The 11,622-nt window shown below is 67.8% G+C and carries 9 protein-coding genes; 2 read left to right on the top strand and 7 right to left on the bottom strand.

The window, feature by feature from the left end; translation table 11 throughout:
* Nucleotides 1-82: 82 nt before the first annotated feature.
* From FS388_RS05680 to FS388_RS05660, 5 genes are all read right to left on the bottom strand, one after another.
* Nucleotides 83-1,954 carry an ABC transporter ATP-binding protein gene (locus FS388_RS05680; protein ID WP_146340507.1) on the bottom strand — a complete coding sequence of 624 codons (1,872 nt, stop codon included), beginning with the start codon at nt 1,952-1,954 and terminating at the stop codon, nt 83-85.
* A complete protein-coding gene (locus tag FS388_RS05675) occupies nt 1,954-3,819 on the bottom strand; it encodes an ABC transporter ATP-binding protein (RefSeq protein WP_146340505.1) in 1,866 nt (621 codons plus the stop codon). Before FS388_RS05675 ends, FS388_RS05680 begins: the two co-directional genes overlap by 1 nt.
* Nucleotides 3,816-4,739, bottom strand: a complete 924-nt coding sequence (locus tag FS388_RS05670) for a metallophosphoesterase (RefSeq protein WP_146340503.1) — start codon at nt 4,737-4,739, stop codon at nt 3,816-3,818. Before FS388_RS05670 ends, FS388_RS05675 begins: the two co-directional genes overlap by 4 nt.
* A gap of 21 nt (nt 4,740-4,760) precedes the next feature.
* Nucleotides 4,761-6,989, bottom strand: coding sequence for a transglycosylase domain-containing protein (locus FS388_RS05665; protein ID WP_146340501.1), 2,229 nt, complete (start codon nt 6,987-6,989; stop codon nt 4,761-4,763).
* Between the two features lie 305 nt (nt 6,990-7,294).
* Nucleotides 7,295-7,522, bottom strand: coding sequence for a hypothetical protein (locus FS388_RS05660; protein ID WP_146340499.1), 228 nt, complete (start codon nt 7,520-7,522; stop codon nt 7,295-7,297).
* 41 nt (nt 7,523-7,563) lie between these two features.
* Here FS388_RS05660 and FS388_RS05655 point away from each other — a divergent pair, with 41 nt between their 5' ends.
* On the top strand, nt 7,564-8,322 hold the full coding sequence (locus FS388_RS05655; protein ID WP_146340497.1) for a hypothetical protein: 759 nt from the start codon (nt 7,564-7,566) through the stop codon (nt 8,320-8,322).
* 13 nt (nt 8,323-8,335) lie between these two features.
* On the opposite strand, the gene FS388_RS05650 is transcribed toward FS388_RS05655, so the two are convergent.
* Nucleotides 8,336-9,517 (bottom strand): MarP family serine protease, encoded by a 1,182-nt coding sequence (locus FS388_RS05650; protein WP_168198615.1) that lies wholly within the window; start codon nt 9,515-9,517, stop codon nt 8,336-8,338.
* A 192-nt stretch (nt 9,518-9,709) separates the two neighbouring features.
* On the opposite strand from FS388_RS05650, the gene FS388_RS05645 reads away from it, so the two are divergent.
* Nucleotides 9,710-10,387, top strand: a complete 678-nt coding sequence (locus FS388_RS05645) for a Crp/Fnr family transcriptional regulator (protein ID WP_146340493.1) — start codon at nt 9,710-9,712, stop codon at nt 10,385-10,387.
* Here the strand turns inward: FS388_RS05645 and FS388_RS05640 are convergent.
* Nucleotides 10,384-11,619 (bottom strand): peptidoglycan bridge formation glycyltransferase FemA/FemB family protein, encoded by a 1,236-nt coding sequence (locus FS388_RS05640; RefSeq protein ID WP_246836315.1) that lies wholly within the window; start codon nt 11,617-11,619, stop codon nt 10,384-10,386. The two genes, FS388_RS05645 and FS388_RS05640, sit on opposite strands and share 4 nt — an antisense overlap.
* Nucleotides 11,620-11,622: the final 3 nt, after the last annotated feature.

Genomic DNA, 11,622 nt, shown 5'->3' with positions numbered 1-11,622 from the left:
CATCATGTCAGCAGAGCCCCCGGATGCGGCCCAACCGCAGCACGTGTGTTGGCCCGGCGTACGTCCGGGCGGCAGGGGGCTTCTACGCGCCGCTGGACATGGAGGCTTCCCATGCGGTGTGCAGCTGGGAGAAGTACCCGCCGGCGTCGATGAGCTCCTGAGGGGTCCCGTCCTCAATCACCGTGCCCTCATCAATGACCAGGACCCGGTCGGCGATCGCCACCGTGGAGAGGCGGTGGGCGATGATGAGTGCGGTGCGGCTGCCCAAGAGACGTTCGAGCCCCTGCTGGACCAGCTGCTCGCTGGGCAGGTCCAGCGAAGCGGTCGCCTCGTCCAGGATCAGCACGGTCGGGTCAGCCAGGAAGGCCCGCGCGAAGCTGACCAGCTGGCGCTGCCCCGCAGAGAGCCTGCCGCCGCGCTTGCTCACGTCGGTCTCGTAGCCCTCGGGCAGCGACTCGATGAAGTCATGCACCCCTACGACCTTCGCCGCGGCGACCACTTCCTCGAAGGTGGCGCTCGGGCGGCCCAGGGCGATGTTCTCCCGCACGCTCCCGGAGAACAGGAAGGCCTCCTGGGTGACCATGGCCACGTGTCGCTGCCGGTCCTTCTCGGCCAGCTGCCGAAGGTCAACGCCGTCGAGGGTCACGCGCCCGGAGGTGACGTCGTAGAAGCGGGTGAGCAGCTTGGCCAGCGTGGACTTGCCCGCTCCGGTGCGGCCCACAATAGCCACGGTCTGACCGGCAGGAATGTGCAGATCCATCTGTCGCAGTGCGACCGGGCCGTCGTTCGTGTAGCGGAACTCGGCCGCCTCGAACCTGACCTCGCCCCGCGCCTGCGGAAGCTGCTGAGGCTCAGGGGCCTCGGTGACCTTCGGCTTCTCCTCGAGGAGGCCGGAGACCTTCTCCAGGGCCGCGACCGCCGACTGCAGCGAGTTGTAGAAGATCGCGATCATGTCCAGGGGCTGGAAGACGCGCTTGGTGGCCAGCACCACCCCGGCCAGGGTGCCCGCGCTGAGGTCGCCTTCGAGGGCGCGGAAACCGCCCCACAGCAGCACGGCTGTCACGGTGAGGTTCCCCACCAGGAGCAGGGAGGGCTGGAGCACGCCGAAGAGGCTGATCGCCCGGACCTGATCATTGCGGTAGTCGCCGGTCAGCTGCCGGTACTGCCGGTTCCTGGAATGCTCACGCCGGAACGCCTGCACGGCGCGGATGCCCGTCATCGATTCCACGAAGTGCACGATCATCCGGGCCGAGCTGATCCTTGTCCGCCGGTACGCGACCTCGGAGCGCTTCTGATACCAGCGCGCGAGGAAGAAGACGGGCACGCAGGCCACCGCCAGCACCAGCCCCGAGCGGGGATCCATCACCACGATCGACACGGCGGTGAACAGCATGAACATCCCGCCCTGCACCAGCGCGTTCACGCCGCCGTCGAGCAGCTCCCGCAGCGACTCCAGATCACTGGTCTGGCGTGAGATCACCCGCCCGGAGGTGTACGTCTCATGGAAGTCCAGGGAGAGCCGCTGGGTCTGCTCGAAGACGTCGTCGCGCAGCCGGAACAGCATCGCCTGGGCGGCGGTCGCGGTCATCCGGGTGTAGCAGAACAGCAGCAGCGCGGCGGTGACGGCAGCGGTCATGTACACCGCGGCCGGGACGAACACGCCGCGGACGTCGCCGTCGAGCATCGTCGGGATGCCCCAGTTCAGCGCGAAGGCCACAATCATGGGAGTGGAGGCCTGAGCGGCCTGGGAGACCACCACGGCGATGGCCGTCAGCAGCAGACGCAGCCGCTGGCCCTCCGAGACTCGCACCAGCAGCCTCCAGGAGCGGCGCCGGATGAAGCGGCGCTCCTCCGTGGTGAGGTCGGTCTGCTCCTCGCCGGCTGTGCCCCGCAGGTGTGCGAACGGGTCTGGGGTCGACTCGGTGCCGGACGCGTCGGCTCGCTGCCCGGCCATCAGATCAGCTCCCGCTGGGGCGCCATCACACTGCGGTACAGCTCACTGCGCGCCAGCAGCTCAGTATGGGTGCCCGTCTCAGCGATCCGCGCTCCCTGTCCGGGCTGTTTGTGCAGCAGCGCCACCCGGTCGGCTAGCGCCACCGTGGAGGGCCGGTGGGCGACGATGATGGTGGTGGTCCCATGGAGGGCGGATTTCAGGCGTTCGGTGACGCGCTCCTCGGTGCGCACGTCCAGCGCGGAGAGCGGATCGTCGAGCAGCAGCACGGACGGGCGGGCAGCAATTGCTCTGGCCAGGGCCAGACGCTGCCGCTGACCGCCGGAGAGGCTCAGGCCCTCCTCGCCGATGCGAGTGTCCGCGCCGTACGGAAGAGACTCCACGAATTCGGCGTCCGCGGTGGTCAGCGCCTCCTCCATCACGCGTTCGAGCTCATCGGTGCCGGGTGCCCCGGGGCACTGCGGATGGTGCGGGTCGTCCTCCTCGCGCTCATGCTCGGTGCCCAGCAGCACGTTGGCGCGCACCGACGCCGAGAAGAGCGTGGGATCCTCGAACGCCATGGCCACCCGCGAACGGAGATCGGCGAGGTCGAAGTCCCGCACATCGACGCCGTCGATGCGCACTGCTCCGCCGGTGACGTCGTGCAGGCGAGGAATCAGGCTCAGCAGGGTCGAGGTGCCGCCGCCGGTGGAGGAGACCAGCGCCAGGGTCTCGCCGGGCTCCACCCGCAGGCTGACCTGATCGAGCAGGTCGGGCTCCGCCTGGGAGGTGTGCGGGAAGCGGAAGCTGACGCCCTCGAGCTCCACCAGCCCTCGCTCCGGTGCTGCGGCGGGGCGCTCCGGCGAGGTCAGCTCGGGCGGGATGCTCATCACGTCGATGTGGCGGTCTATGGCTGTCTTCGCCATGAACACCATAGACAGGAGCTGGCCGATGTTCTCCAGGGGCGCCTTCAGCACGATGGCCACGCCGAAGAAGCTGGTGATCGCACCGGCGGTGACATTGCCCTCGCTGACCTGCCAGATGCCGCCGGCCAGGCAGACCGCCAGGACGCCCTCCGGCAGAAGGATCATGATGAGCTGAAACGCTGCGAGGGTCCTGGCCTTAGTGATCTCCAGGACGCGCAGCTGCTGCGCCTGGGTGCGGAAGCTGGCCTGGGCCTCGTCGCTGCGCCCGAAGGCTTTGAGCACCCGGATCCCGTGCACAGACTCTTCGACCTCGGTCGCGACGTCGCCCGCCTGATCCTGCGAGGCCCTCGAGAGCCGGGAGAATCGCCGGCGAAAACGGGGTCCGAACACCAGCACCGGGACGGCGCCGAAGAGGAAGATGCTCGCCATGACGGGCGAGTTCACGAACATGAGCGTCAGGCCGGTGAGGAGGGTGACGACGACGGTCACCAGCATCAGTGACCCGAATGCGAAGAACCGGCGCAGCATGTTCAGGTCCGCTATCGCCCGGGACTGCAGCTGACCGGCATCCCATGAGGCGTGGAATGCTGCCGACTGACCCACCAGGCGGCCGAAGAGTGTGGTGCGCATGTTCGTCTCGGCGTCTGAGGCGACCGGGATGACGAAGAACCGGCGCATGTACACCAGGACGGCTTCGAGGAGGCCGAGCGCGAGGATGAAGCCGGCTCCCAGCCACACGGCCTGCGCAGCGGCGCCGTCGGCCTCGATGTCGTCGACGACCCTGCCCAGCATCTGGGGGATCGCCAGGGCCGTCACGCCTGCACCCACTGCGGAGAGCACGCCCAGCGTCCAGCGCAGGCGAAGCCCCTCGAAGTATGGGCCGAGGCGGGTCAGCGCCTCCCGGAGGCTGCGCTGCTGGCCCTGCGCCTGAGCCTGCTGCTGAGACGCCTTCCCGCTCGTCATCCGGAGGCTCTGCTCTCAGGGGGCGTGAGCGTCAGCAGGGTCGCCTCGGGCGGGCAGAACAGCCGCAGCGGTGCGGTTCGGGATGTGCCGATGCCGGCTGAGACGTGCAGGAGGGTGCGACCGCGCAGGGAGGGCGTGCCGCTGCGGTCGATGCGGCTCAGGCCCTTGGCCTGCCGGGCGGGGAGGTCGCAGTTGGTGACCAGCGCACGGCCGCCGGGGAGGCAGACCTGGCCGCCGTGGGTGTGGCCGGCGAAGACGATCCCGGCCTCTGCCTCGGCGAACTCGGCGAGCACTGATCGGACCGGCGCGTGGGTGACGCCGATGCGGGCACCCTCCTCCTCGCCGGGCCATCCGGGGAAGTCGTCGCGCTCGATGTGGGCGTCGTCGGTGCCGGCGAGGCGGATTCGGCTCTCGCCCACCTGGAGCGAGGCGCCGGCGTTGGTCAGGTCGGCCCAGCCGGTGCTTTCGAAGCCCCGGTGCAGGGCTGCGGTGTCCAGGGTGGGCTCCCCATGCTCCTGATGGGGCTGGGAGGGGCCGCCCAGGTATTTGAGGGGGTTCTTCAGCTGCGGCGCGAAGTAGTCATTGGATCCCGGTACGAAGGCGCCAGGAAATTGCCGGAGCGCGGCGAGTGCGTCCAGCACCTCGTCGACCGCGTCCGGGTGGGAGAGGTTGTCGCCGGTGTTGATCACCAGGTCCGGCTTCAGATCAGCCAGCTGCCGCAGCCATTCGAAGGCCCTGCGCTGGCCGGGCACGTAGTGGATGTCTGAGATGTGAAGGATGCGCAGCGGTGCGCGCAGTCCGGGCAGGGTTCCTTCAGCGCGTCGGAGTGTGTAGCGGCGACGCTCAACGACGCCGGCGTAGGCGGCCGTGCCGACCCCCAGGGTGAGGGTCAGCCCGGCCGCCGCGCCTAGCGGGCGCATGAGCGGCAGGACGCGGTCCAATCAGTCATCGTCATCGTCATCGTCGTCGCCGTTGTCTGACCCGCCGTTGCCGCCGTCGGGGCCCTGGGCCAGTGAGTAGGGCCAGTACCGGTTCTCGCGACGCTCGTCGAACGGGGAGTTCCGCGCCTCGGCGAAGTCGCCTGTGGGGTAGGCGTCGGCGACGCTGCTCATGTAGTCGTACCACATGGGTGCGGCAAGGGTGCCGCCGTAGAGCTGCTCCTCGTAGAAGGTACCGCCGAACGTTTCGTCGTACAGGATGTCCTGCTCGCTCTGCGAGGCCCAGGTGCCGACGTGGCTGACAGTGGTCAGACCCTCCGTGGAGCCGGCGAACCATGTGTTGGTGCCGTTGTTCGACGTTCCCGTCTTGCCCAGCATCGGGAAGGGCGCCTGCCCGTCAGGGATGTCCTCGGCGTTGTTGACCAAGGTGTCGTTGACCTGCGCGGCGACCTCGGCGTCGAAGGCCTGGTGGCAGCTGACATCTTGGCCCGGGTACTCGTTGCCCTGCGCGTCGGTCACCGAGAGGATGGCGCGGTTGTCGCACCGCTCACCGTCCTGGGCGAAGGCGGTGTAGCCCTCGGCCAGCGTCATCGGAGACATCTCGACGCCGCCGATGATCGCCGAGATCGTTTCGGTGAAGTCCGGGTAGCCGTCCTGATCACCCGGGAGATTCAGGCCCGAGCGCTCGATGAGGTCGTTGATGGCACAGAGGTCCATATCTGCCGCGGTGGCCGCCGTCGCCGTGTTGAGCGAGTAGTAGAGGCCGAAGTCCACGGTGGTGTCTTCGCCGTCGAGCTCCTCGATCACGTTGGTAATGTTCCAGCCGCCGTCGTCGAGAAGCCGAACGCTGCCGCCCTCGCGGCAGCTGGCCTCGAACCGGTGGCCCTGCTCGTACTCGTCCGTGGATGCGTCGATGACGTCATCCATAGACCCGCCCTCCTCGATCCAGGCGGCCGAGACGAAGGGCTTCAGAGTGGAGCCGACCGGGAACCCGCCGGAGTCGCCGTACTGGAAATCGGTGTTGAAGTTCATGGTGGTGCGGCCCGCAGCGCCGTCATCATCGGTGTGATAATCCGTGGACTGCGCCATGGCGAGCACATTGCCGGTGCTGTTCTCGATGGTGGTCATCGTGCCGACTGCGCCGGACTCGTGACCGGTCTCGACGTTGTCGTAGACCTCGTCCTCAGCAGCGATCTGCAGGTTCGGGTCCAGGGTGGTCTCGATGCGCAGCCCGCCGCGGTTGAGCAGGTTCTCCCGGTCCTCCCAGGTTTCGCCGAACTGCTCGTCCTCCAGGAAGAGCTTGGTCACGTAGTCGCAGAAGTAGGGGGCGGCGGTGGCGTTGATGCAGCCGGCGCTCTCTCCGGTGTCTTCGACCAGGTCCAGATCCGAGTTCCGGGCCTCCTCAGCCTCGTCTGCCGAGATGAACCCGTTGCGCTCCATGGTCTCGATGACCGTGTTCCGCCGGTAGAGCGACGCGTCCGGGTTGGCGCGTGGGTTGTAGGCGTTGGGGGACTGCACCATGCCTGCGAGGACGGCGGACTGCGCGACGTCCAGCTCGGAGGCCGGGATGCCCCAGTAGGACTGGGCGGCAGCCTCCACGCCGTAGTTCCGGCCGCCCAGCAGCACGATGTTCAGGTAGCCCTCAAGGATCTCCTCCTTGGTCATCTCCTGCTCCACCGCAACTGACAGCTTCATCTCTCGAAGTTTGTCGCCGTAGGTCTTCTCGTTGATCCCGGAGATCGTGTACTGGCCCTCACCAGTGATCGTCACGGCGTTGTTGAGCACGTTGTTCACATACTGCTGGGTGATGGTCGAGGCGCCCTGCTGGGTGGGGCGGGTGAGGTTGTGCGCCAGGGCGCGGCCCACGCCTCGGGCATCGACGCCGCCGTGCTCGTAGAAGCGCTCGTCCTCGATGGCGAGGATGGCATCCTGCATGGTCTGCGAGATCTCGTCCAGAGCCACCGGCTCCCGGTTCTCCTCATAGAACTCGGCGATCTCGTTGCCCTCGCTGTCCAGCATCACCGACGGGGTGGAGAGCGGCGCCTCCTCGAGCTCTGCAGGGATCTCATCAAGGATGTCCGAACCGGCCGCGGCCGCGGCCCCGCCGGTCGCAGCCAGGGGGAAGATCAGTCCGGCGGCGAGAATGCCGCACAGCGCGCTCACACCGAGGAAGGACATGATCTTGCCCACGGTGGTAGCGGTGTCGAAGAGGGGAGATTTGCGAGGCGCCATCCGCACTATGATATACGCCAGGTCAACTCCAGCTCATCACGACCTCAACACCAGGTGGAGACCTGCGCCCCCGCGTCGTTGAGCTACCGTGACACCCATGATTTCACCTGCGAAGGCGGGCTTCGTGCCTGTGATCCTCGGCCCTCTGATCCACGGCTACACCGCAGCGCGGAGCTTCCACGAGATCTACGGGGTGAAGTCCGTCATGCTCGCCCGGAACAAGACGGGGTACACCTGGGCCTCCTCCATCCTCGACCTGCGGCTGCACGCGGATCTCAACGACGACGAATCCTTCCTCAGGATCCTCACCGAGACCGCCGCGGGCTCTCAGAGCCGCCTACGGCGTCCCGCTTGTGCTGGTCCCCAGCAACGACGTCTACGTCGAGCTGGTGGCACGCCACGCCGAGGAGCTGGAGAGCCTGTATCTGTTCAACAGCCCGCACGAGGAGCTGCGCGCCCAGCTGATGGACAAGGAGGCGTTCTACGCCCTCGCCGAGCAGCATGGCCTCGACATCCCGGCCACCCAGATCCACCGGGTGGGGAGCCCTTCGAGCTCGAGATCGACCGTTTCCCCGTGGTCATCAAGCCCACGCACTCCAACCAGTGGTGGGAGCACCACACCAAGATCCGGGGGCATCAGAAGGTCTACCGGCTGGACACGCTGGACGAGGTCCGGGACGTCGTGGCTGCCGTGGAGGACTCGCCCTACCGCGAGTCGCTGATCATCCAGGAGTACGTCCCCGGCGACGACACGCGGAACTGGGACGCGGTGCTGTATCTCAGCAGCGAGGCGAAGTGCGAGCTGGTGACGCTGGGCCAGGTGGCGCTGCAGGAGCATGCTGCCAATGCCGTGGGCACCTACAGCGCTGTCATCTCCAAGTACGACGAGGCGCTCATGACGCGGTTCAGCACCTTTCTCGAGGAGATCGGCTACACGGGCATCGCCAACGCCGACATGAAGTGGGACGAGCGCGACAGGGTCTACAAGGTCATGGAGATCAATTGCCGTCCCGGCCGCTCCAGCTACTACACCTCACAGCTCGGCCATCCGCTCATGCAGTACTTGGTCGACGATGTGGTCCACGGTCGCCGAAGGGAGCTGACCCTTGCCCAGGGCGACGTCCTCTTCCGGGTGACACCCCGCTACGTGCTGCGCGACTACGTGAAGGACCCGGACGTCCTGGCGGAGGTGAAGCGTCTCGTCAGAGAGCGCAAGGACCTCAACCCGCTGCACTACGCCAAGGATCTCTCGCCGAAGCGCAACGCCTACCTGCTGGGACGTCACCTCAAGCAGGGCCGGAAGTACGCCGCCGGCACGTGGGCTCAGGACTGAGGCGCGGGGGCGATCACCGGTCGGTGCACTGCCCCGTGCTGACCGTCTCGGTGAAGGCGCCCGGGTTGCTGAGCACATCGCCTCCGGTCTCGGCGGTGATGGCGAAGCCCACCTGGTTGCCCTCCATCGCGCGGGCGAACACCACCCCCACCACGTTGCCCTCAGGATCGACCAGCGGTCCGCCGGAGTTGCCCTGACGCACGTCCGCGCTGATCTGGTAGATCTCCAGCGACGTGGGGTCGTCCCCGTAGATGCTGTTGACCTGCGAGGTGTCTCGAGCCTGCACCACAGCCGGGCCGGCGGTGAAGGGGCCGCCGGAGGGGTAGCCCATGACGAAGCCCTCGTCGCCTGCATCCAGGGGCTCGCCGATGGTGGCCGCAGGGGCCTGGAGGGGGTCGACGGCCAGGAGTGCGAGGTCCGCAGCGGTGTCGAAGTGGACAGGCCGGCCGGTGACGACCTGTCCGTCCGGCAGCTCGACGGAGGGGTCGGGGACCCCGGCCACCACGTGCGCGTTGGTGACCACCCGGGTCTCGGAGACGGCGACGCCGGAGCCGGACTGCGACTGCGCGCACTGCTCAGCCACTCCGGTGATCTTCGCCACAGAGGCGGAGGCGGCCTCCGCCTCCGCGGTGAGCTCACCGGTCAGCTCCGGGGCCTCCTCCGTCTGGGGCACGAGCAGCTGGGCCAGCTCTGGGATGTCGGAGTCCACGACGGCTCCCTGCAGCTGCCCGAACATGCGCTCGACGGGGTCTGGGACGGCGTCCTCGAGGGCTCGGAGGACGGTGGACTGCTGGATGTGCTGGTTCACCGGGGCGAAGCCCATGCCCTGCATGGAGAAGCTCAGCCCGGCGAGCACGAGGCCCGCCACGAAGAGGTTCAGAACCCCTCCGAAGACTGCGGTGAGGGCCTGGAGCGTCTCTCCGCGGAAGAGCTTCTGGACCTCCCGGCCCGCTGCGGCGCCGAGCGCGTTGCCGGCCACCACGAGGATGATCGCTGTGCCGATGACGGCTATGACGCGCCAGAAGGGGTCATCGACCCAGCCGCCCACGATCGGCATCGCGAAGAATGCGGCCGCCGCGCCGACGAGGAATCCGGCCGCCCCTCCCAGAGTCCTCCAGAAGCCGCGGGCCACCCCGGCGATGAAGAACCCGAGGAGGACGAGGATGAGGACGATGTCCAGCAGAGTGGGCTCCACGTGTCCTCCGGATGCGCGTGTGCAGGGTGTGTCGAAAAGATCGCACCCCAGCGTATGCCACCGCGTGCCGCACCGCGCGGACCGTTCGCCTGACACCCCAAGGGAATATCATGTGACTCTGATAACTTTTCTACGGGCGGTAGTAGATGCTGCCCGTTTTGCCTCGCCCGCCAAACCAGAAACGGATCGGTCATGGACCTCGACGAACTGCGTCGCGCCCCACTGTTCGCAACAGTGGACGACGACGCCTTTTCCACACTCACCGACCAGCTCACAGAGGTCGAGCTCTCCCGCGGAAAGTCGATCTTCCACGAGGGCGAAGAGGGTGACGAGCTGTACTTCATCACCTCAGGGAAGATCAAGCTTGGCCGGGCCACCCCTGACGGACGCGAGAACCTGCTGGCAGTTCTCGGCCCCGGGGAGATCTTCGGCGAGATGGCGCTGTTCAACCCCGCCCCCCGAACAGCCACGGCGACTGCTGTCTCCGAGACGGTGCTGGCCGGCCTGAAGCACGAGAACCTGAAGAAGGTCATCCACCAGGCGCCTGAGGTCTCAGTGCAGCTGCTGCGCGCCCTCGCCCAGCGTCTGAGCCGCACCAACGAGTCGCTGGCCGACTTGGTCTTCTCCGACGTTCCCGGCCGTGTCGCGAAGGCTCTGCTGGATCTTGCGGACCGTTTCGGCCGCCCGGCGCCCGACGGCGTCCTGGTGGCGCATGAGCTCACGCAGGAGGAGCTCGCCCAGCTGGTGGGCGCCTCGCGGGAGACGGTGAACAAGGCCCTGGCAGAGTTCGTCCAGCGCGGATGGCTTCGTCTCGAAGCCCGCGCCGTCGTCATCCTCGACATCCAGCGCATCCGGCAGCGCTCGCGCTAGACGCTCCGCGACGCCATATAGAGGCTGAAGACCTTGGCCAGAGCGGGACTCACCTGGTAGTCCCACTCGCCCAAGGACTGGACCACATCTGCGCCCATCGTGGTCTTGAACTCGAGGAGGCCGCGCGCCGGGGAGCCGGCCTCCAGTGAGGGACTGACGCCGCCCAGCCCGTACCAGCGGCATCCGGCGGCCAGCGCCAGCTCGACCTGATGCAGCTGCAGCAGCCGAGGAGCATAGCGTTTGCGCTCCTCATGCGATGAGGCTCCGTAGGCGTAGAAGCCGAAGTCGCCCTGCCGCAGGTACACGGCTGCAGCCAGTGGCTGCCCCTCGAAGTGGGCGCACAGGACGCGGCACTCACTGAGCCCGCCGCGGTTCATCGCGTCGTGCATGCGACGGAAGTACTCGGCAGGGCGGGGGATGAATCCCTGGCTGGAGGCCGTGGCCTCATAGAGGCGCTGGAACTCGCTCAGCCGTTCTGAGACGTCCCCGTCGGCCGAATCCAGAACCGTCAGCTCGGAGCGCGCGGACTTGCGGGTCTGCCGCTTCGAGGTGGAGCTCATCCTGCCCAGCACCTCATCGGAGGTGAGGGCCTCCTCTGCGCCGTCCTCCGTTCGTGTGGTCAGCGGAATGCTGGCGGCGAACTGCGGCTGGCCGGCTTCGAAGTCGGTGCTCGGCTCGGGCTCTCTCCACCCCAGATCAAGGAGCTGCTGACGGGTCCGGAGCATGTGCGGCCCCTCCCACGCAGGAGGCAGAGCCGACACGTCCTGAGGGGCGTCCTGCTCCTTCTCCGCGGAGGCCAGCGCATGGCGCACCTCCTCGGCGCCCCAGCGCCGCAGATGTCCGGGGAGTCCCATGCGCACCAGGAAGGCTCCTGCCTGGGACAGGTGCTCCGTCAGCGCTGGGAGCGCCTCATGCCAGCTGATGCGCGCCTCGTCGAGGATCGGCCCTTCGGGAATGTAGGCCAGACGTCTGCGCCCGAGCACCGGGGTGCGGCGGGGGACGGGCAGCCGCCTGCCGAGGACCAGGGCCGTTCCCGCGAGGGCCTCAGCACCGTCGTCACCGTGACGGAAGAGGCCCAGGGAGAAACCGTCCCATTCCTTCTTCACCAGCGCCCACTGGGGGTTCTGCATGAAGCTGGCCGCAGGGTGCGCCGCGAGGAACCTCAGGTGTTCCTCGGAGCTGATGGGGCGAAGGGTGATCGCCCGCCCGGAAGGCTGCGGCGCAGTGCGCACAGG

It is taken from the genome of Nesterenkonia sp. NBAIMH1 (assembly GCF_007922635.1).
Lineage (GTDB): Bacteria > Actinomycetota > Actinomycetes > Actinomycetales > Micrococcaceae > Nesterenkonia > Nesterenkonia pannonica.
The sequence above is the reverse complement of the archived record's forward strand: the minus strand, read 5'-3'. Positions and strand labels throughout refer to the sequence as shown.

Excerpts from the sequence above, each read along its gene's own strand:
- FS388_RS05675 (WP_146340505.1), bottom strand. The coding sequence starts at position 3,819 with ATGACGAGCGGGAAGGCGTCTCAGCAGCAGGCTCAGGCGCAGGGCCAG.
- FS388_RS05645 (WP_146340493.1), top strand. The coding sequence starts at position 9,710 with ATGGACCTCGACGAACTGCGTCGCGCCCCACTGTTCGCAACAGTGGAC.
- FS388_RS05670 (WP_146340503.1), bottom strand. The coding sequence starts at position 4,739 with ATGCGCCCGCTAGGCGCGGCGGCCGGGCTGACCCTCACCCTGGGGGTC.
- FS388_RS05680 (WP_146340507.1), bottom strand. The coding sequence starts at position 1,954 with ATGGCCGGGCAGCGAGCCGACGCGTCCGGCACCGAGTCGACCCCAGAC.
- FS388_RS05665 (WP_146340501.1), bottom strand. The coding sequence starts at position 6,989 with ATGGCGCCTCGCAAATCTCCCCTCTTCGACACCGCTACCACCGTGGGC.